We start from the raw sequence: 19977 nt of genomic DNA, 5'->3' as shown, positions 1-19977 counted from the left end.
CTACCTCGGCGCCGGTCACGATGGTGACACCGTTGTCGCGCAACAAGTCTCGGGCACACGCGGCGACGTCGTCGTCTTCCTGACCGAGGATCTCGGAGTGACGCTCCAGCACCGTGACCGTCGAGCCCCCGAACGTCGTCGAGATCCCCGGCCTGGCGCCGATCACGCTGCCGTTCCCCGCACCAGAACCCGCACCGGCACCGGTGCTGGGACCGCCGCCCGGCCCGGTGGCCTGACCGCGGTCAGCGCTGCGCGGCTCGGCCGCGCACCCGCCCCAGCGCCACCAATGCCGTCAGCGTCACCACCAGCAGCAGCGTCGTGCAGGCCGCGGCCGGCAGTGCCCTGCCGCGGTCGGTGAGCGCGAAGATGGTCACCGGCAACGTCTTCCAGGTCGCGGGGTACACCATCACGGTGGCGCCCAGTTCGCCCATCGACAACGCGACCGACAGTCCTGCGGCGGCGCCGATGGCGGGCAGCAGCAGCGGCAGCGTGACCCGGGTCAACACCCGCAGCGGGCCGGCGCCCAACGACTCCGCGACCTGCCGATAGGCGGGATCCACCCGGTCCAGCGCCGCCGAGACGGCACTGAACGCGAAGGCCAGCACCAGCACGGCGTGGGCGATCATGACGATCCAGCGCGTCCCGCCCAGCAGCAGCGGCCGCTCGTTGAACGCGATGAGCAACCCCAGGCCGAGCGCCACCGACGGCACCGCGATCGGCAGGTGGAACACCGCATCGGTGACCCGCGCCAGCCAGCGCGGCGCCTCCCGCGCGGCCAACGCCGCCCACGTCCCCAGCACCAGCGCCACCCCACCGGCGACGAACGCCGTCTGCAGGCTCACCGCGAGGCTGGCCAGGTTCTCCCCGGTGAGCGCCCGATCGTATTGCGTCACACCGACGTCCGACGGGAGCGGGCCGTTCCAGGAGCCCGCGAAACCCGCTGCCATCACGGTCGCCAGCGGTGCCACGAAGACCACCAGCACCACCACCCCGAAGACGGCCAGCGCGGCGGCCCTACCGCGCCGCGACCACAGCAGCACGGCCCCCACCTCCCGACCGTCGTGCGACGACGCGGGCGGACACCACGCGATAGCTCAGATAGAGCGCCAACGACAGCGCGATCTGCACCGTGGCCAGCACCGCCGCCCCTGGCAGGTCGAACGTCACGATCCCCCGCGTGTAGATCAGCACCGGCAGCGTGACCACGCCTTTCGCCCCGGTGAACAACACGATGCCGAACTCGTTGAGCGTCAACAACATCACCAGGCTGGTACCGGCCAGCAACGCGGGCCACGCCTCGGGGAACACGACGGTGCGCAGCACCCGCAGGGGCGACGCCCCCAGGCTGGCGGCCACGTCGAGCTGAGCGCGGGGCAGCATCGCGAAGGCCGCCAGCAGGGGCCGAACGACGAACGGCGTGAAGAACGTGATCTCGGCGGCGACGACGCCCAGCGGGGTGTAGAGCACGTCGAGCACCGGGGTCGAAGCGCCCGTGGCCTCCGCGATCAGGGCGTTGACCACCCCCGCCGTGCCGTACAGGAACGTGAAGGCGAGCGTGACGAGGAACGACGGCAGCGCCAGCACCGTGTCGACGAGCCTGCCGACCACGCGTGCACCGGCGAAGGGCACGAACGCCAGGACGACGGCCAGGAAGGTGCCGAGCAGGACGGCGCCGGCGGTCGAGGCCGCCGCGATGGCCACGGTGCGCCACAACGCATCTCGGAACGACGCCGCACCCAGCACGTCGGTCCACGTCACCGCTGCACGGTCACCGCCGAACGATTCCAGGCATACGCGCAGCAGCGGGTACACGACCGCCGCCGACACGAGCAGCAGCGGGGGCACCACCCACCACGCCGACGGCGACCGTGGCGCCGGCGCGACCGGGGGAGCGGGGGTTTCGGTCGTCGCCGTCACGCCGGGGCCACCAGCACGCCCGCCGGCTCGGGGAATCGCACACCGACCTCGGTTCCCACGTCGTAGTGCACCTGGCCGGGTACGTCGACCTCCAGTCGGTGACCGGCCATGGCGCCCACCGTCAGCACCAGGCGCGTCGAGGCACCCCGCCACACCTCGGTGACGACGTTGGCACGCAACGCATCCCGATCACCGAGGGAGGTGATCCGCAGCGCGTGCGGCCGGATGCACAGCAGCGCCTTGGAGCCGGGCGCCCAGTCCGCGCGCCCCACGGCGGGCTGGGGCGCCTCGGTGTTCACCGTCTTGTGCGCGAACGACACCAGCGCCGACGTGCCGATGACGCGGCCGACGGTGCACGGAATCAGGTTGGCACCGCCGAGGAATCCCGCGGTGAAGCTCGTCGGCGGTCGACGCCAAAGGTTCTCGGCGGTGTCGACGTCGACCAGGCGGGCGTCGTTCATCACCGCGATGCGGTCGGCCAACGCGAGCGCCTCGGCCTGGTCGTGGGTGACGTAGAGCATGGTGGTGTCGGGCAGGGCCTGCTTCAGCCGCTGCAACTCGGTCAGCATGGACTGGCGCAGCCGCACGTCGAGCGCCGCCAGCGGCTCGTCGAGGAGCAGCACGCGCGGCCGGATGGCCAGCGCCCTGGCGATCGCGACGCGCTGCTGCTGGCCGCCCGAGAGTTCCCGCGGCCATCGCCGGGCGTGGGCGGACATGCCCACCATGTCGAGGACCTCGGCGATCCGGGGGCCGATCTGCGCGCGGGGGACGCGCTGGGCGCGCAGCCCGAACGCGACGTTGTCCGCGACCCGCAGGTGCGGGAACAACGCGTAGGACTGCAGGACCACGCCGATGCCGCGCTTGGCCGGGGGTAGGTCGGTGACGTCGCGGCCGGCCAGCCGCACCGCGCCCGACGTGGGACGGACGAAACCGGCCAGCGCACCCAGGGCCGTCGACTTGCCGGATCCGCTGGGCCCCAGCAGGGCCACGGTCTCGCCGGGGTTCACGCGCAGCGTGAAGTCGACCAGCGCGTCCGTCGCGGCGGTACCCCGGCCGTACCGCACGCCGACACGGTCGAACAGGATCGCATCGGGGGTGGCGGCCGGTGCGCCACGCGTCGGTGCACCACGAGTCGGGGCGCGTCCGCGTATCCCGGACCGGCCCAGCGAGGTCTCCGGCACGTCAGTTCCCCGTGGCCTTCTGATAGGCCGCGAGGTCGGCGTCGAGGTCGGCCAGCACGGCGTTCCAGTCCGGAACCCACACCGTGGTGTCGGCGAGCACGCCGGCGGCGGTGTTCGCCGCGGACTCCTTGGACGCCGGCATCACCGAGGCCAGCACCGGGATTCCCAGCGCGTCGGTGGCCACCGTCTGCTGGACGCCCTCGGAGATCAGGTATGCCAGCAGCTTCTTGGCCTCGTCGGCGTGGGGTGCGCCCGTGGTCACCCCCGCGACGTAGGGCAGCGAGACCGTGGTCTTGGTGCCGTCGGCGGCGGCCGGAACGAAGACGTCGAACGTCGAGCCGTCGTCCTTGATGGAGCCCAGGTTCATCTGGACGTCGCCGTTGGCGACCAGCAGTTCGCCGTTGCTCACCTTGGCCTGCAGCTTCCCCGTGGACGACGAGGGCCCGACGTTGTTGACCTGCAGCCGGCTCAGGTAGTCCAGGGCGCCCGGCTTGCCCAGGAGATGCTGCAGCAGGATCAACACCGCCGTGCCGTCGCCGGCCTGTCCCGGCGTCGAGTACTGCAGCTTGCCCTTGAACTCCGGCTTGAGCAGGTCGTCCCACGTGGTCGGCTTCGGAGCGGCCGAGGGGTTGGCGATGAAGCTCAGTGCGTTGCCGACGATGGGCAGGTAGCTGGCATCGGGGCCGACCTGGTCGGCCGGGATGCCGGTGGTGTCGACGCCGCTGGGCTGCAACAGGTTGGAGGCCGCGGCCTTCTGGATGAACGGCGGCAACGTGACGAGCAGGTCGGCCTGCGGGTTGGACTGTTCCTTCTCCACCCGCGACACCACCTCTCCCGAGCCTGCCTCCACGACGTCGACGCTGATGCCGGTGTCCTTGGTGAACGCCGCGAACGTCGTGTCGTACCAGGTGGCGAGGCCGTCGGCGCTGTAGACCGTGACGGTTTGCCCGCTGCCGGAACTCGACGCACCGGTACCGCCGCAGGCGGTCATGGTGACGGCGACGACCACCGCCAGCGTGGCGCGGAAAGAGCCACGGAGAGGGGAGGTGAGCATGGCGTCAGCCCTTCGGGTGGGTGGGGACCTGGCGGGTGGGAATCGGATGCACGAGGATCAGGTCGGCGAAGCCGGTGACGTCGGCGACGACGTGGGTGGCGCCGGCGGCGCGCAGCGCCGCCTCGTCGTGGGCGCCGGTGAGAGCGCCTGCGGCGATGGCACATCCGGCTCGCAGGGCGCAGTCGACGTCGCTGGCCGTGTCCCCGAGGGCGGCCACGCGGGTCACGGCTTCGACCTGCAGGCGCAGCAGCGCGGTGAGGATCAGGTCGGGATGGGGTCTGCCCCGGACGCCGTCACCGGGGGCCAGCACCAGGTCGGCGATCGTCTGCCACCCCAGGGCGGCCAACAGCTTCTCCTGTGTCTCCCCGGAGAAGCCGGTGGTCAAGGCCACCTTGATCCCGGCATCGCGCAGCCGCGTGATCGCCTGCTCCGCACCGGGTATCGGCCGCGCCCCACCGGCGGCGATCGCATCGGCGTAGGCGGTCTCGAAAGCCTGGTTGGCCCGCTGGGCGCGGTGTTCGTCGCCGAAGAGGGCGCGGAACACCTCGATCTTGGACTGCCCCATGGTGTCCAGCACGTACCGTCGGGCGCGGTCGCGGTCGGGCCCCTCGGCGGGCAGCCCGGCGACGGAGGCCGCCGCGTCGAACGCCGCGAGTACCAGCCCGTCGTCGGCGACGGTAGTACCCGCCATGTCCAGCACCGCCAATTGAATGCGGTTGTCGCTCACGTTCTTTCCCCTCACAGTGCCAGCATCTCGGCGGTCTTCTCGGCGATTGCGGGTGCCAGCGTCATGCCCCGGCCTCCGGGGCCGGTGATCACCCAGACGCCGTCGTCGGCACGCGCGCGGCACACCAGCTCGGCGGTGTCGACGCACTGGGCGTAGACGCCCGCCCAGCGGCGGCGGACGGGCGGGAGCGGCCTGCCGAGCAGTTCCTCGACCACCTCGGTCAGGTAGGCGTACGGCGCCTCGTCGAGGTCGAAGGCGAACGGTTCCTCGTAGGAGTGCGTGTCGCCGACGGTCAGCCCGCCGTGCAGGCGCTGCACGCACAGCAGCTGCATGCGATGGTCGGCGGCCACGGGGTGCTGCGGCTCGGCGGCCCGCAGTGCGTCCAGTTCGGCACCGGCGAATCCCGGGTAGTAGCGGAAGCTGTCGCCGTCGGCGATCGCGGTGGTCAACTCCTCACCCAGCGGTTCGGTCTGCATCATCTGCAGGCGCACCCGCCGTACGGGCAGGTCCCCCACCAGCTCCCGCGTCAGTCCCTTCGGTGACGCGCCGGGGCACACGAACACCAGGTCCGCGTCGTAGGTGCGGTCGCGGTCGTCGCGTACCCGACGGCCGTCGATGGCGCGCACCTCGGTACCCGGCACCCATGCGTAGCGGCCGGTGGCGGCCAGATGACCGCGGAGGGCCGGTAGTACCTGACGCGACTCGACCGCCGCGTCACGCGAACAGTGCAGCGCACCAAAGTACTTGCCGCGCAGCGCGGGATTGAGTGCGCGCACGCGATCCGGCTCGAGCACGGCGAATCCGCGGGCGTCGGCGTCGGGACGGGCCGTCACGGCCTCGGCCACCGCGACCTCGTGCGGCGTGCGCAGGAGCGTCAGCGAACCGGCGGCCCGGAAGCCGACCCCGGGGACGTCGGCACCGATGCGCTGCCACAGGTCCCTGGCGCGCAACGCGGCGTCCAGTTCGGCCGCGGAACGCCCGGACACCCACACCAACCCGAAGTTGCGCACGGAGGCGCCCCGCGCCTCGTCCTCGCGTTCGAGGTGGGTGACGTGGTGGCCGCGCCGCACGGCCTCCAGTGCGTGGGCGGTACCCAGGATGCCGCCTCCGACGATGGTCACACGCATGGGATCAGACCTTCCTCTTTCCGGGACAACTCGCCCCGACGTCGTGGTGGTGCGAGCCCGAACACCAGGTTAACAATTGGTATAGACCAAAACCGGTTATGCTCGCCCCATGCCCCACCACGCGGCGCTCGCCGACACGCTCACCGTCCTGCTCTCGCTGCGCGGCGTCTGGGACGAGGTGGCCGTCGACGAACTCGACCACGCCCTGCAGTCGGCGGCCCTGGCCATCTGCGACCGCGCCGACGACGAGCTGGTCCTGGCCTCGGCGCTGCACGACGTGGCCCACAGCCCCCTGCTCGCGCCGGCCCCGGCGCACGACGTAGCCGCCCGCGAGTGGCTGCTGCCCCGGTACGGTGAGCGGGTGGCATGGCTGGCCGGGGCGCACGTGGCGGCCAAGCGTCATCTCGCGGCCACCGAACCCGGCTACGCCCAGCGACTTTCGGTCATCTCGACCGCCTCACTGCACGCCCAGGGCGGTGCCGGTGTCGACGACGCCGTGGTGAGGCACCCCTGGTGGCCCGATGCGCTGCGGTTGCGCCGCTACGACGACGCGGCCAAGGATCCCACCGCCACCGGCGCGTCGGTCGACGACGTGCTGGCGGTGGCCGCACGCGTCCTGCACCGCCGGAGCACCGCGTGAGCAAGCCGTACCGCATCCGCACCGAACTCGAGACGCTGCTCGACGACCTGGTCGAGGGTGATCCGTTCCCGCCCGAGCGCGAGCTGGCGACGCGGTTCGGCGTCGCACGCGAGACCGTGCGCCAAGCCCTGCACGAGCTGCTGGTGGAGGGACGCATCGAGCGCCGCGGCCGCGGCACGGTGGTCGCGACGTCCAAGCTCGTCCAGCCGCTGTCGCTGAAGTCCTACACCGAGGGCGCCGTGCTCATGGGGCGCAAGCCCGGCCGCATCCTGGTGACGTGGGACGACGTGGCGGCCACCGCCGAGGCCGCCGAGGCGCTCGACATCGCCCCCGGTGACCCGGTGATGCACCTGGAACGCGTGCTGTTGGCCGACGGGCAGCGCATCGGGCTGGAGAGCACCTACCTGGCCGCCGCCCGGTTCGGCGCCCTGCGCCAGGCCTTCGATCCCGCGACGTCGCTGTATGCCGCGATCAGGGCCACCGGCGTCGAATTCGGCTCGGCGCGCGAACGCATCGAGACCGTGCTGGCGACGCCGCGCGAGGCGGGCCTGCTCGACACCACGACGGCCATGCCGATGTTGCGGCTGCACCGCCGGTCCCTGGACACCAGGGGCCTGCCCATCGAGATGGTGCGCGCGCTGTACCGCGGAGATCGGGTGGCGTTCGAGGCGACGCTCACCGACCGGGACTGACCTCCGCGGGCGGTCGGCGGCGAGACGTCGGCTAGAAGTGCAGTGCCGTGAAACTCCAGTCCAGCACCTGGCGGTCCGGGTCGTCCACGGCGTACACCAGGGCCCGCAGGCTCAGGACGCCGCCGCGATCACCGGGCAGGGCCGAAGCGTCCTCGACGTGGACCTCGCCGTAGAGGGTGTCGCCCTCGTACACCGGCGCCGTGTGCTCGCAGGACTGCCAGCCCAGCACCGTGACCAGGTTGGGCAGCGCGCGGGTCACCTGCGCCAACGCCAGTCCGATGGTGTGTCCGCCGTACACCAGCCGGCGCCCACCGATACGCCAATCATGATGCGTGGCAGCGATGTTCAAGGTGAGCCGAGCCAGCTCGGGCGCGCTCGTCACCACGTCGGCACCGGAAGTCAGGACCGCGCCCACCAGGCCCGCGTCGAAGCGTGGCCCCGGCACCCGCAGGCGGAACGCCTCGGCGTCCCAGTCCGCGGTGGGGTCCACCGGCGCGGCGGCGTCGCGGCCGATGAGCGCCAGGTCGTCGGCGTGCCCGGTGGCCGCCGCGGTGGCCCGCAGCGGCAGCATGGCGCACCGGTAGAAGTCGAGCACCAGCCGATCCGCCTGGTCGATGGTCGTCATCCGCAGCGCCGCCAGGCCCGTCGCCTGCCGGTCCGGGCGACGCGCATTCTCCTTCAGCGCAACGACTTCGGTGCGGGTGAACAGGGTGTCGCCCAACGCCGGGAAGCGGTGGAACCGCAGGCCGCGGTAGAACAGGTTGGCCCGCACGCGCTGCGTCGCCAGCGTCGACTGCCCGATCGCCACGTCCCACACGTACCCGGGATGCGCCAACGCCGCGGGCGACCCCGTGACGGCATGGCCGAGGGTCTCGTCCAGCGGCAGCCTCAGGCGGTCACCGACGATCGACTGGTGCACCGCGGCGCCGCCGGCGGTCAACGTCATCGCGGGGGCGGTGTCGAACACCTGGCCCACCCTCAGCTCGTCGAAATGGGGTCCGGCCACGCGGGCGATGCTGACAGCAGGCATTGACGCATGTCAACATGGCCGTACCCATGAACGCACACCACCTCGCCGACGACGAGGCGCTGCTCGTCGACACCGTCCGCGCCTTCGTGGACCGCGACGTCGCACCCACCGTGCGCGACGTCGAGCACGCCAACGCCTACCCCGAGGCGTGGATCGAACGGATGAAGCACCTCGGCATCTACGGGCTCGCCGTGCCCGAACGCTTCGGCGGGACGCCGGTTTCCACGCGGTGCTACGTGCTGGTGACCCAGGAGCTGGCGCGCGGCTGGATGAGCCTGGCGGGCGCCATGGGTGGGCACACCGTGGTGGCCAAGCTGCTCGACCTCTTCGGCACGCCGGACCAGCAGCAGCGCTTCCTGCCCCGGATGGCCACCGGCGAGGTGCGCGCCACCATGGCGCTCACCGAACCCGGGGGCGGCTCCGACCTGCAGAACATGTCGACGGTGGCCCGCCCCGACGGCGACCACCTGGTGCTGCACGGCGCCAAGACGTGGATCTCCAACGCCAGGCGCTCGAGTCTGATCGCGGTGCTGTGCAAGACCGATGCCACCGCGACGCCACGGCATGCCGGCATCTCGGTGGTGCTCGTCGAGAACCCCACACCCGGGCTGACGGTGTCCCGCGATCTGCCGAAGCTGGGCTACAAGGGCGTCGAGAGCTGCGAGCTGGTGTTCGACGACTGCCGGGTGCCCACGTCGGCCATCCTCGGGGGCATTCCGGGGAGGGGCTTCGGGCAGATGATGAAGGGGCTGGAGACGGGCCGCATCCAGGTGGCGGCACGCGCGCTCGGCGTCGCGTCGGCCGCACTCGACGACGCGCTGGCGTACGCGCAGGACCGGGAGAGCTTCGGTCAGCCCATCTGGAAGCACCAGGCCATCGGGCACTATCTCGCGGACATGGCCACCAAGCTCACCGCGGCACGCCAGCTGGTGTTCCACGCCGCCGACCGCTACGACTCGGGCCAACGCGCCGACATGGAGGCCGGCATGGCCAAGCTGTTCGCCTCAGAGACCGCGATGGAGATCGCGCTGAACGCCGTGCGCATCCACGGCGGCTACGGGTACTCCACGGAATACGACGTGGAACGGTACTTCCGGGACGCCCCGCTGATGATCGTCGGCGAGGGCACCAACGAGATCCAGCGCAACGTGATCGCCGCCCAGCTGGTGGCCCGCGGCGGCCTCTAGCGGGAGTACTCGTCGATGAGCGACTGCTTGTAGAGCTTGCCGGTGTCGGTGCGCGGCAGGGTGTCCCTGAAGGACAGCGAGCGCGGACACTTGTAGTGCGCCAACCGATCTCGCAGCCAGCCCAGCAGCTCCTCGGCGAACGCGTCGGTGGCGTCGGCGGGGTCGACGGTCTGCACCACGGCCTTGACGCTCTGGCCCATCTCGTCGTCGGGGATGCCGAACACCGCGGCGTCCATCACCCGCGGGTGGGTGACGAGCATGTTCTCGGCTTCCTGCGGATAGATGTTCACCCCACCCGAGATGATCATGTGGTGCCTGCGGTCGGTGAGGTACAGGTAGCCGTCCTCGTCCAGATAGCCGATGTCGCCCACGGTCGTCCAGCCGTGGCCGGACTTGTCCCGCGACGACGCCGTCTTCTCCGGGTCGTTGAGGTACTCGAAGGTGTTGCCGCCTTCGAAGTAGATCTCCCCGGCCTGACCCGGCGGCAGCTCGGTGCCGTCCTCGTCGAGGATGTGGACGCCGCCGACCATGGGCCTGCCCACCGAACCGGGGTGGGCCAACCACTCCTCGGCGCTGATGAGCGTGGAGCCGTGCGCCTCCGAGGAGGCGTAGTACTCGTCGACGATGGGACCCCACCAGTCGATCATCTGCTTCTTGATGTCCACCGGGCACGGCGCCGCCGCATGGATGACGCGCTCCAGGCTCGAGACGTCGTAGGAGGCGCGTACCTCGGCGGGCAGCTTGAGCATCCGCGTGAACATCGCCGGGACGAACTGGCCGTGCGTGACGCGGTGCGTGGCGATGGCGTCCAGGCATCCTGCGGCGTCGAACTTCTCCATGACGACGGTGGTGATGCCGGCCGCCTGGATGTTCATCGACCACACCGACGGTGCGGTGTGATACAGCGGCGCGGGGCTGAGATAGACCGCGTCGGGGTGCATCCAGAACGCGACCAGTCCGGCCATCAGACCGGGAGCCTCCGACGGGTGCACGTGCGGTAGCGCACGCTTGATGCCCTTGGGACGGCCGGTGGTGCCCGACGAGTACTGCAGCAGATCGCCTTCGAACTCGTCGGCGATCGGGGCGTCCGGCTGGTCGTCGACGCAGTCGGGGTAGCGCTCCCAGCCGTCGAGGTCGCCGGTGGTCAACCGGATGGCGGGCAGTCCGCCGGGCAGTTCGGCGGCCAGTCCGGCGGCGACGTCCTGCAAGGCGGCCGACGCGACGATGGCCGACGCCCCGCTGTTGTCGATGATGTAGGCCGCCTCGGCGGCGGTGAGGTGCGTGTTGATGGGCACGTAGTAGAGCCCGGCCCGGCGTGCGGCCCACATGACCGCGTGCACGTGCTCGTTGTTCTCCATCAGGATCGCGACGACGTCGCCCTCGACGAGCCCGCGACTGCGGAAGTAGTGCGCCAGGCGGTTGGCGCGCGCCTCGAGGTCGTCGAACGTGACGACGGTGCCCGAGGGGTACAGCACGACGGCCGGCTTGTCCTTACCCACGTGGTCGCGGATCTGCATGCGAGCACTGTACGACGCGCTCACTTGACAGGTGTCAACGGGGTCCGCGTCACAGTGCTTTCGGCCGGTCACGTGACCGCAGATCGCCGATGTGGCTACGCCTGTCGAAATCGCCGGACGATGACGCTTTCGTGACTTCTGCAGGATTCATAGCTGCCATTGCCGACGCAACGGTCTTGCGCTTGCATTTCTAGCAAACATTTGATTTGCTGAAGCTTCATTTTTCGAGATGTGCCGGGAGGCTCGGGGCAAGGGGCGGGGCATGGCCGACGTCGACTACGTGGTGCTGGGGGCGGGCACGTCGGGTTGCGTCATCGCCAACCGACTGTCCGAGGGTGGCCACCACCGCGTGCTCCTGGTCGAGGCGGGCGGCGCCGCCCGCAGCCCCTACCTGCACGTGCCGCGCGTCGGCGGCCGCGTGTTCCACGACCCCCGATACTCCTGGAGCTACCACACCGTCCCCTTCGGCCCGCTCGGCACGTCCGAGGCGTGGCCGCGCGGGCGCGTCCTCGGCGGTTCCAGCGCCATCAACGGCATGGTGTACAACCGCGGCCACCGCGACGACTACGACGACCTGGTGCGCCTGGGCAATTCCGGCTGGGGCTGGGACGACATCCTGCCGATCTATCGCCGCATCGAGAACCACCAGTTCGGACCGTCGGCGACGCGAGGCGCCGGCGGTCCGGTCCCCGTCTCGGTGCCCGAGTACGCCAATCCCCTTGCCGCCGCCATCATCTCGGCCAGCCAGCAGCTCGGCATGCGCGCCGTGGCCGACGTCAACGACACCGCGGGCCCGCGCGTCGGCCTACCGCCGGCCACCATCCACCGCGGCCGCCGCGTCAGCGCGGCCGGCGCATTCCTGCGGCCCGCGCTGAGCAGGCCCAACCTCACCGTCGCCACGCACGCCTACGCCGAACGGCTCGTGCTGGAGCACGGCAGGGCCGTCGGCGTGGTGCTGCGCACCCCCCGCTCCCGCGAGACCGTCCGGGTCCGGCGCGAGGTCATCGTCTGCCTCGGCGCGCTGGAGTCGCCGAAGCTGTTGCAGCTGTCGGGCATCGGCCCGCGCGACGTGCTGCGCGCCGCCGGCGTCACGCACTACCTGGACCGTTCCCAGGTGGGCATGCGCATGCGTGACCACCGCACGCTCGTCACCACCTACCGGCTCAAGGGCCCCCTCGGCTACAACCACCAACTCTCCACGCCGCTGGCCAAGTTCAAGACCGGCGTGCACTACCTCGCCACCCGCAAGGGCCCGCTGGCCACGCCCACCGCCGACGTGCTGGCACTGTTCGCCAGCGATCCCACCTCGCCGCGCGTCGACGGGCAGATGCTCGCGACCGCACTCACCGTCGCCAACGGCAACGGTGCGCAACGCTCCACCGTCGAACACGTCGCGGGCATCACGTGCATGGGCGAGATCCTGCGGCCCACGTCCGAGGGCAGCGTACGGGTGACGTCACCAGATCCCCAGGGCGCCTTGCTGATCGACCCCAACTACTTCGCCACCGAGTACGACCGCCAGACCGGTGCCCGCGTCCTGCGGACCATGCGGTCGATCTTCCAGCGCTCCCCCATCGCCGAGTTCGTGGACTTCGAGATCACGCCGGGCGCCGACGTGACGTCGGACGCCGACCTCGTCGACGCCGCGCTGGTGTACGGCGCCAACGGGCACCACGCCATGGGCACCTGCGCCATGGGACCCGACGACCAAGACGTCGTCGACGACCAACTCCGCGTCCGCGGCATCGACGGCCTCCGCATCGCGGACCTGTCGGTGTGGCCGATCATGCTGTCCGGCAACACGAACGGGCCCGCGATGGCCATGGCGTGGCGGGCCGCCGACCTCATCCTGGACGCAGTGGCTACCCGGCCTCGTTCAACCGCGTCTTGAGCGCGTCGAACTCGTCCTTGATGCCGGTCGGCAACTTCTCGCCGACGAACTCGAACCACTCCTGGATCAGCGGCAGCTCGGCCTGCCACTCGTCGACGTTGACCGCCAGGGCCTCGTCGACGTCGGCGGGGTCCACGTCGAGGCCCGACAGGTCCAGATCGGCAGCCGTGGGCACGATGCCGATCGGCGTGCTCTTCCCGTCGGCCTGGTGCTCGATGCGCTCGATGGCCCACTTCAGCACGCGGCTGTTCTCACCGAAGCCGGGCCACAGGAAGCGGCCGTCGTCACCGCGGCGGAACCAGTTCACGAAGAACACCTTCGGCAGCTTCGACTCGTCGGCCTGCTTGCCGATGTCGATCCAGTGCTGGAAGTAGTCGCCCACGTTGTAGCCCAGGAACGGCAGCATCGCCATGGGGTCGCGGCGGACGGTGCCGACCTTGCCCTCGGCGGCGGCGGTCTGCTCCGAGCCCAGCGTGGCGCCGATGAAGACGCCGTGCTGCCAGTCGCGGGCCTCGGTGATCAGCGGCACCGTCGTCTTGCGGCGGCCACCGAACAGGATGGCCGAGATGGGCACGCCCTGCGGGTCGTCCCACTCGGGAGCCAGCGTGGGGCACTGCGCGATCGGGGTGCAGTAGCGGGAGTTGGGGTGCGCGGCCTTGTCCTCGGACTCGCGGAACCAGTCCTGGCCCTTCCAGTCGATCAGGTGATCGGGATCGCCCTCCAGGCCCTCCCACCACACGTCACCGTCGTCGGTCTTCGCGACGTTGGTGAACACGGTGTTGCCGGCCTCGATGGTCTTCATGGCGTTGGGGTTCGACGACCAGTTGGTGCCCGGCGCCACGCCGAAGAACCCGAACTCCGGGTTCACGGCGTACAGCCTGCCGTCCTTGCCGAACCGCATCCAGGCGATGTCGTCACCCACGGTCTCGGCCCGCCAGCCCGGGATGGTGGGCTGCAGCATCGCGAGGTTGGTCTTGCCGCAGGCCGACGGGAACGCGGCCGCGATGAAGTACGACTTGTTCTCCGGCGAGATGAGCTTGACGATCAGCATGTGCTCGGCGAGCCAGCCCTCGTCGTGCGCCATGGCCGAGGCGATGCGCAGCGAGTAGCACTTCTTGCCCAGCAGCGCATTGCCGCCGTAGCCCGAGCCGTAGCTCCAGATCTCGCGCGTCTCCGGGAAGTGCGTGATGTACTTCGTGTCGTTGCAGGGCCACGGCACGTCCTGCTGGCCGGGCTCCAGCGGCGCCCCGATCGAGTGCAGCGCCTTGACGAAGAATCCGTCGTCGCCGAGCTTCTCCAGGGCCTTGCTGCCCATCCGCGTCATGGTGCGCATCGAGACGACGACGTACTCCGAGTCGGTGATCTCGACGCCGAGCTTGGGATCCTCGGCCTCCAGGGGGCCCATGCAGAACGGCACCACCCACATGGTGCGGCCGCGCATGCTGCCGCGGTACAGGTCGGTCATGATGCCGCGCATCTCGGCGGGGTCCATCCAATTGTTGGTGGGCCCGGCGTCGATCTCCCGCTGGCTGCAGATGAAGGTGCGCGACTCGACGCGGGCGACGTCGGAGGGGTCCGACAGCGCGAGGTAGGAGTTGGGCTGCTTCTCGTCGTTGAGCCGCTGGAACGTGCCTGCCGCGACGAGCTGATCGGCGAGCCGCTGATACTCCTCGTCGGACCCGTCGGCGAACACCACCCGGTCGGGCTGCGTCAGCTCGGCAACCTCGCGAACCCACGCCAGCAGGCCTTCGTGTTTCGTCGGTGCGGAATCCAAGCCGGGGATGGTCGCTGAGGTCATGAAGGTCTCCTGCATGCGGTCTCGGTCGTCGCTTGATTGAGGTTAACGCGGGTGACATGGGCGCCGTTAATCGGATCATTGTCCGATCGCTCACAGGAACGATTCAGTGAAACGGCCCCCGTTCGGCCCGGCGGCAGGCGGTCGACGACCGATTCCGCAGCCACCAGCCGGACGGCCACCGCGGCCTCCGCGTGCACCCGGACGGCCGCGGCCACCTCGGTGACCCACCGGTCCAGAACGGCGCGCGTGGCGACCGCGCCGCGCACCCGCACCACCCATGCCGTCAGCGCGATCCCGACGGCGGCCCCCAGCACCCCACCCCACGGCGTGGCGACGGCCCGGCTCAGCGCCACCGCGACGCCCCACCCGAAGCCGGCCGCCAGCACGGTCGCCACCTGCCATTCGCCCCGGCGTGCCGGGCGCACCGGTTCCGGCAGCACCGGCCCCGGGAGCGGACCGTCCAGCGCGTCCCCGACCAATTGATCGACGCGCGCGACCCCGACCAATTGATCGACGCGCGCGTCGACGCCCGCCAGCAGCTCGTCGGCCTCCGCGCGGACCCGCGCCTCGAACGCCGCCACGTCGCGTCGGCGCACGTCGGCCGCTCCCGCCCGCCAGCGCATCAGCGCCGCGCTGCAGCGGATGCGGATCGCATGCCCCAGCCGGACGCGTTCGGCACGCACGTCGCGCAGCCGGGGTGCGGGCGCCCCGCGGGCCAGCAGCCGCAGCGACCCGCGCACGACGTCCGCGGCGCACTGCCGGGTCTCGGAGTCCACCCGGTGCTGCCACGTCACCGCGCGCCGCAGGTGGGCGGCGGGTGCTGCACCGCGGTCGACGGGCGTCCCCGCGGCCTCGACCACGTCGACGGCCAACGTCATCGCCCCCAGCACGGCGGCGTCACCCTCCAGGAAGCACGCCACCTCGTCGGAGCGGGCCGCCAGACAGCGCAGGTCCACCAGCGCCCCCTGCCATGCGGCGTAGCGGGCGGCCGCGTCGGGCGCCTCCGCCGCGGCGCGCAGCCGCTCGCCCACCGACGCCAGCTCGCCCGCCACCGTCGCATCGGTGAGCCCGGCCACGTCGTCTGCCAGGCAGCGCAGCACGTCGTCCACCCACCCATCGTCACACCCGGCCGACGGACCGGAGTGCGGCAAATCACGGAACACCTGCCCTTCGCAAGCGATGTAGGCAACCATTGGGTATCAATACGCACCACGATGCGGGTACACCCCGTCACATGCGCGACGATGGACGGATGCATGCCCAGCGCGAGGACGCCGATCGGGTGCCCGCCCTTGCGTTGCGCCGCATCACCAGCTTCCGCAACCGCCACTCGGCACTGTCGGAGCGTCAGCAACAGACCTGGGACCGGCGCTGGCCCGAGCTGGGCTCCGCCGCGAGGGACGCCGCGGGCGCCCCGCTGGGCCGCCTCGACACCGCGGCGTGGTTCGGACGCGACGCCGACCTGGTGCTGGAGATCGGGTGCGGGGCGGGCATCTCCACGCTGGCGATGGCGATCGCCGAACCCCACCTCGACGTCATCGCCGCGGAGGTCTATCAGAAGGGCCTGGCCCAACTGCTCAGCGGCGTCGATCGCGAGGGCCTCACCAACGTGCGGTTCGTCCGCGGCGACGGCGTGGACGTCCTCGAATACCTCCTCGGGCCCGAGTCGCTGACCGGGGTGCGGGTCTTCTTCCCCGATCCCTGGCCCAAGGCCCGCCACCACAAGCGCCGGCTGCTGCAACCGCCCACCGTCGCGCTGATCGCCGACCGGCTGCGTCCCGGCGGCATCCTGCACGCCGCCACCGACCACGCCGACTACGCCGAGCAGATCGGTGCCGTCGGGGATGCCGAACCCCTGCTGACGCGCGTGCCCGCCGCGCGCGTCGCCTCGGGCGAGCTGCCGATCTCGGTGCACCGCCCCGAGACCAAGTACGAGGCCCGCGGTCTGCGCATGGGCAGCGCGATCACGGAGTTCGTCTGGGAGAAGAGGTAGCGATGAGCAGAGGTCAGTCGTGAGCATCACCTCCGACGCCCCGGCCGGGACCGACCCGGGCGTCGCGTCGACCACGCCGCAGCGGGTGCTGCTGGTGTGGGACGCCCCCAACCTCGACATGGGTCTCGGCTCCATCCTCGGCGGCCGGCCGACGGCCGCGCACCGCCCGCGCTTCGACGCGCTGGGACGCTGGCTGCTGGCGCAGACCGCCGACCTGTCGGCCCGCCGCGCCGCAGCGGGCGACGACGTGGCGCTGGAACCCGAGGCCACCGTGTTCACCAACATCGCGCCGGGCAGCGCCGACGTGGTGCGGCCCTGGGTCGAGGCGCTGCGCAACGTCGGGTTCGCGGTGTTCGCGAAACCGAAGGTCGACGAGGACAGCGACGTCGACGGCGACATGCTGGCGCACGTCGCGCTGCGCCGCAGCGAGGGTCTGGCCGCCGTCTACGTCGCCTCGGCGGACGGTCAGGCGTTCCGACTCCCACTCGAGGACATCGCCCGTGACGGGGTGGGCGTGCACGTGCTGGGATTTCGCGAACATGCCAGTTGGGCGTTAGCGTCGGATACCTTGGAGTTCGTCGACCTCGAGGACATTCCCGGCGTCTTCCGGGAACCGCTACCGCGGATCGGCCTGGATTCGCTGCCTGAGCAGGGCGCGTGGCTGCAGCCGTTCCGGCCGCTCTCGGCGTTGCTCAACTCGCGCGTCTGACAACTACAGACAACTACAGCCGGCTCGGGCCTCGATCGGACTTGACGCCAGTAACCATGCATCGATAGGAGTTGCCGTGTTCGCCTGGTGGGGTCGAACGGTGTACCGATTCCGATACGTCGTCATCGGAGTAATGGTCGCACTGTGCCTGGGTGGCGGCGTGTACGGGATCAGCCTCGGTCAACACGTCACCCAGAGTGGGTTCTACGACGAGGGCAGCCAATCGGTGCACGCGTCGCTGATCGGTGACGAGGTGTACGGGCGTGACCGCACCAGCCACATCGTCGCGATCCTCACGCCTCCCGACGGGGAGAAGGTGGACGATCCCGCGTGGATGAAGAAGACCACCGACGAACTCAACGCGTTGGTCTCCGACCACCCGGATCAGGTGGTCAGCTGGGTCGGCTGGTTGCGGGCGCCCACCAGCACCGCCGAGACGGTCCAGCAGATGAAGACCGCCGACATGACGAAGACGTTCGTCAGCATCCCGCTCAAGGGCGACAACGACGACGCGATCCTGAAGAACTACCAGAAGATCGAACCCGATCTGCTGAAGATCAACGACGGCGACATCCAGCTCGCCGGCCTGCAGCCGCTGGCCAGTGAACTCACCGGCACCATCGGCGAAGACCAGCGCCGCGCCGAGATCGCCGCCATCCCGCTGGTCTGCGTCGTGCTGTTCTTCGTGTTCGGCGGCGTCGTCGCCGCCGCACTGCCGGGCATCATCGGCGGTCTGACCATCGCGGGCGCGCTGGGCATCATGCGCCTGGCGGCCGAGTTCATGCCCGTGCACTTCTTCGCCCAACCCGTCGTCACGCTGATGGGTCTGGGCATCGCCGTCGACTACGGCCTGTTCATGGTCAGCCGGTTCCGCGAGGAACTCGCCGAGGGCTACGACACCGAGGCGGCCGTCCGCCGCGCCGTGATGACGTCGGGCCGCACCATCATGTTCTCCGCGGTGATCCTGGTGGCCTCGTCGGTGCCGCTGCTGCTGTTCCCGCAGGGCTTCTTGAAGTCCATCACGTACGCGATCATCGCGTCGGTGATGCTGGCGGCCATCCTGTCGGTCTCGGTGCTGCCCGCCGCGCTCGGCATCCTGGGCCGCAACGTCGACGCCCTGGGCGTGCGCACCCTGCTGCGCGTGCCGTTCTTCCGCAACTGGAAGCCCATGCGGGTCTACCTGGAATGGCTGTCCGAGAAGACCCAGAAGACCAAGACGCGTGCCGAGGTCGAGCAGGGTTTCTGGGGCAAGCTCGTCAACAAGGTGATGAAGCGGCCCGCCGCCGTGGCGACGCCCATCGTCATCGTGATGATCCTGCTGATCACACCGCTGGGCCAGCTCGCGCTCGGCGGCATCAGCGAGAAGTACCTGCCGCCGGACAACCACGTCCGCGTGGCCCAGGAGGACTTCGACAAGAACTTCCCCGGCTTCCGCACCGAACCGTTGACCATGGTGATCGAGAGCGACGACGGTTCGCCGGTCACCGAGCAGCAGATCGCCGAGGTCCGCAACAAGGCGATGCAGATCTCGGGCTTCATCGAACCCGAGAACGATCCGTCCAAGATGTGGCAGGAACGCTCCGTGCAGGACGGCGGTTCCAAGGATCCGTCGGTGAAGGTGATCCAGAACGGGCTGGTCAGCCGCAACGACGCCGCGCAGAAGATCGAGCAGCTGCGGGCCCTGGCGCCACCGCGAGGACTGACGATCTCGGTGGGCGGCACCCCGGCCCTGGAGCAGGACTCGATTCACAGCCTGTTCGACAAGCTGCCGCTGATGGTGGTGCTGCTGATCGTCACCACGACCATCCTGATGTTCCTGGCGTTCGGATCGGTGGTGCTGCCCATCAAGGCCGCGCTGATGAGCGCACTGACCTTGGGCTCGACGATGGGCATCCTGACCTGGATGTTCGTCGACGGCCACGGGTCGGGGTTGATGAACTACACCCCGCAGCCGCTGATGGCGCCGATGATCGGCCTCATCATCGCGGTGATCTGGGGTCTGTCGACCGACTACGAGGTGTTCCTGGTCTCCCGCATGGTGGAGGCCCGCGAACGCGGGCTGTCCACCGCCGAGGCCATCCGCATCGGCACGGCCACCACGGGCCGCCTGATCACCGGCGCGGCCCTGGTGCTGGCCGTGGTCGCGGGCGCGTTCGTGTTCTCCGACCTGGTGATGATGAAGTACCTGGCGTTCGGCCTGCTGCTCGCGCTGCTGCTCGACGCCACGATCATCCGCATGTTCCTGGTGCCGGCCATCATGAAGATGCTCGGCGACGACTGCTGGTGGGCACCCCGCTGGATGAAGCGCATCCAGGAGAAGCTGGGCCTCGGCGAGACCGAGCTGCCCGACGAGCGCAAGCGGCCCACCGTCCGTGAATCCGTCGAGGATCCCGCCGCCCTCGTCGGCGCGGGCGCCGGGGTGCGGTCGACGTCGCCGGGATGGCCGCCGCACGATCCCGGACACCCCGAGGGCGGCACGCCGGCCCCGGCGCCCCGCCCCGTCCCGCCGGGACC

Annotated in this window: 19 protein-coding genes; 8 read left to right on the top strand and 11 right to left on the bottom strand. The window is 70.5% G+C overall.

Going from position 1 to position 19977, the window contains the following annotated elements:
• Window positions 1-112 (bottom strand): NAD-binding protein (locus AC30CM_RS24980; protein ID WP_490119606.1); only part of this gene is annotated, 112 nt, incomplete at its 3' end.
• 1 nt (window position 113) lies between these two features.
• On the opposite strand from AC30CM_RS24980, the gene AC30CM_RS24975 reads away from it, so the two are divergent.
• Window positions 114-236, top strand: coding sequence for a hypothetical protein (locus AC30CM_RS24975; protein WP_490119603.1), 123 nt, complete (start codon window positions 114-116; stop codon window positions 234-236).
• 6 nt (window positions 237-242) lie between these two features.
• On the opposite strand, the gene AC30CM_RS24970 is transcribed toward AC30CM_RS24975, so the two are convergent.
• Genes AC30CM_RS24970 through AC30CM_RS24945 form a run of 6 tightly spaced genes read right to left on the bottom strand, consistent with a single transcriptional unit; the run spans window position 243 to window position 6006 of the window.
• On the bottom strand, window positions 243-1040 hold the full coding sequence (locus tag AC30CM_RS24970; RefSeq protein WP_490119602.1) for an ABC transporter permease: 798 nt from the start codon (window positions 1038-1040) through the stop codon (window positions 243-245).
• Entirely contained in the window at window positions 1015-1917 is a 903-nt protein-coding gene (locus tag AC30CM_RS24965) for a 2-aminoethylphosphonate ABC transporter permease subunit (protein WP_490119601.1), read from the bottom strand. Before AC30CM_RS24965 ends, AC30CM_RS24970 begins: the two co-directional genes overlap by 26 nt.
• The gene (locus AC30CM_RS24960) at window positions 1914-3098 is read right to left on the bottom strand and encodes an ABC transporter ATP-binding protein (protein ID WP_490119600.1); all 1185 of its coding nucleotides are present in this window, start codon (window positions 3096-3098) and stop codon (window positions 1914-1916) included. Before AC30CM_RS24960 ends, AC30CM_RS24965 begins: the two co-directional genes overlap by 4 nt.
• A 1-nt stretch (window position 3099) precedes the next feature.
• Entirely contained in the window at window positions 3100-4152 is a 1053-nt protein-coding gene (locus tag AC30CM_RS24955) for a 2-aminoethylphosphonate ABC transporter substrate-binding protein (protein WP_490119599.1), read from the bottom strand.
• A 4-nt stretch (window positions 4153-4156) separates the two neighbouring features.
• Window positions 4157-4843: an HAD family hydrolase gene (locus AC30CM_RS24950; protein ID WP_490119605.1), complete on the bottom strand. Its 687-nt coding sequence runs from the start codon at window positions 4841-4843 to the stop codon at window positions 4157-4159.
• Window positions 4844-4890: 47 nt separating this feature from the next.
• On the bottom strand, window positions 4891-6006 hold the full coding sequence (locus AC30CM_RS24945) for a TIGR03364 family FAD-dependent oxidoreductase (protein WP_490119598.1): 1116 nt from the start codon (window positions 6004-6006) through the stop codon (window positions 4891-4893).
• A 109-nt stretch (window positions 6007-6115) separates the two neighbouring features.
• Between AC30CM_RS24945 and AC30CM_RS24940 the strand changes: the two genes are divergently transcribed.
• Both AC30CM_RS24940 and AC30CM_RS24935 read left to right on the top strand, forming a co-directional pair.
• Entirely contained in the window at window positions 6116-6646 is a 531-nt protein-coding gene (locus tag AC30CM_RS24940) for an HD family phosphohydrolase (protein WP_490119597.1), read from the top strand.
• Window positions 6643-7338, top strand: a complete 696-nt coding sequence (locus AC30CM_RS24935) for a GntR family transcriptional regulator (RefSeq protein WP_490119596.1) — start codon at window positions 6643-6645, stop codon at window positions 7336-7338. The genes AC30CM_RS24940 and AC30CM_RS24935 overlap by 4 nt, the downstream gene beginning before the upstream one ends.
• Window positions 7339-7369: 31 nt before the next feature.
• On the opposite strand, the gene AC30CM_RS24930 is transcribed toward AC30CM_RS24935, so the two are convergent.
• A complete protein-coding gene (locus AC30CM_RS24930) occupies window positions 7370-8368 on the bottom strand; it encodes a MaoC family dehydratase (RefSeq protein ID WP_490119595.1) in 999 nt (332 codons plus the stop codon).
• Window positions 8369-8394: 26 nt separating this feature from the next.
• Here AC30CM_RS24930 and AC30CM_RS24925 point away from each other — a divergent pair, with 26 nt between their 5' ends.
• Window positions 8395-9555 carry an acyl-CoA dehydrogenase family protein gene (locus AC30CM_RS24925; protein WP_490119594.1) on the top strand — a complete coding sequence of 387 codons (1161 nt, stop codon included), beginning with the start codon at window positions 8395-8397 and terminating at the stop codon, window positions 9553-9555.
• Here AC30CM_RS24925 and fadD4 read toward each other — a convergent pair.
• The gene (gene fadD4, locus AC30CM_RS24920) at window positions 9552-11072 is read right to left on the bottom strand and encodes a fatty-acid--CoA ligase FadD4 (protein ID WP_490119593.1); all 1521 of its coding nucleotides are present in this window, start codon (window positions 11070-11072) and stop codon (window positions 9552-9554) included. The two genes, AC30CM_RS24925 and fadD4, sit on opposite strands and share 4 nt — an antisense overlap.
• A gap of 262 nt (window positions 11073-11334) precedes the next feature.
• Between fadD4 and AC30CM_RS24915 the strand changes: the two genes are divergently transcribed.
• Entirely contained in the window at window positions 11335-12963 is a 1629-nt protein-coding gene (locus AC30CM_RS24915) for a GMC family oxidoreductase (protein ID WP_490119592.1), read from the top strand.
• On the opposite strand, the gene AC30CM_RS24910 is transcribed toward AC30CM_RS24915, so the two are convergent.
• Window positions 12935-14761: a phosphoenolpyruvate carboxykinase (GTP) gene (locus AC30CM_RS24910; protein ID WP_490119591.1), complete on the bottom strand. Its 1827-nt coding sequence runs from the start codon at window positions 14759-14761 to the stop codon at window positions 12935-12937. The genes AC30CM_RS24915 and AC30CM_RS24910 overlap by 29 nt on opposite strands.
• On the bottom strand, window positions 14758-15870 hold the full coding sequence (locus AC30CM_RS24905) for a hypothetical protein (protein ID WP_490119590.1): 1113 nt from the start codon (window positions 15868-15870) through the stop codon (window positions 14758-14760). The genes AC30CM_RS24910 and AC30CM_RS24905 overlap by 4 nt, the downstream gene beginning before the upstream one ends.
• A gap of 125 nt (window positions 15871-15995) precedes the next feature.
• On the opposite strand from AC30CM_RS24905, the gene trmB reads away from it, so the two are divergent.
• From trmB to mmpL3, 3 genes are all read left to right on the top strand, one after another.
• On the top strand, window positions 15996-16754 hold the full coding sequence (gene trmB / locus AC30CM_RS24900) for a tRNA (guanosine(46)-N7)-methyltransferase TrmB (protein ID WP_490119589.1): 759 nt from the start codon (window positions 15996-15998) through the stop codon (window positions 16752-16754).
• 25 nt (window positions 16755-16779) lie between these two features.
• Window positions 16780-17463, top strand: a complete 684-nt coding sequence (locus AC30CM_RS24895) for an NYN domain-containing protein (protein ID WP_490119604.1) — start codon at window positions 16780-16782, stop codon at window positions 17461-17463.
• A 76-nt stretch (window positions 17464-17539) separates the two neighbouring features.
• Window positions 17540-19977, top strand: a 2438-nt coding sequence (gene mmpL3, locus AC30CM_RS24890; protein ID WP_490119588.1) for a trehalose monomycolate exporter MmpL3, incomplete at its 3' end; no start/stop codon positions are given.

It is taken from the genome of Mycobacterium sp. DHQP2018-32-09, from assembly GCF_058148405.1.
Note: the sequence above shows the minus strand (reverse complement) of the source record. Positions and strands in the feature narration are given on the sequence as shown.

Coding starts and splice junctions, on each gene's coding strand:
- AC30CM_RS24925 (WP_490119594.1), top strand. CDS start 8,395: ATGAACGCACACCACCTCGCCGACGACGAGGCGCTGCTCGTCGACACC.
- AC30CM_RS24945 (WP_490119598.1), bottom strand. CDS start 6,006: ATGCGTGTGACCATCGTCGGAGGCGGCATCCTGGGTACCGCCCACGCA.
- AC30CM_RS24910 (WP_490119591.1), bottom strand. CDS start 14,761: ATGACCTCAGCGACCATCCCCGGCTTGGATTCCGCACCGACGAAACAC.
- AC30CM_RS24915 (WP_490119592.1), top strand. CDS start 11,335: ATGGCCGACGTCGACTACGTGGTGCTGGGGGCGGGCACGTCGGGTTGC.
- trmB (WP_490119589.1), top strand. CDS start 15,996: ATGCGCGACGATGGACGGATGCATGCCCAGCGCGAGGACGCCGATCGG.
- AC30CM_RS24930 (WP_490119595.1), bottom strand. CDS start 8,368: ATGCCTGCTGTCAGCATCGCCCGCGTGGCCGGACCCCATTTCGACGAG.
- AC30CM_RS24950 (WP_490119605.1), bottom strand. CDS start 4,843: ATGGCGGGTACTACCGTCGCCGACGACGGGCTGGTACTCGCGGCGTTC.
- AC30CM_RS24940 (WP_490119597.1), top strand. CDS start 6,116: ATGCCCCACCACGCGGCGCTCGCCGACACGCTCACCGTCCTGCTCTCG.
- fadD4 (WP_490119593.1), bottom strand. CDS start 11,072: ATGCAGATCCGCGACCACGTGGGTAAGGACAAGCCGGCCGTCGTGCTG.
- AC30CM_RS24955 (WP_490119599.1), bottom strand. CDS start 4,152: ATGCTCACCTCCCCTCTCCGTGGCTCTTTCCGCGCCACGCTGGCGGTG.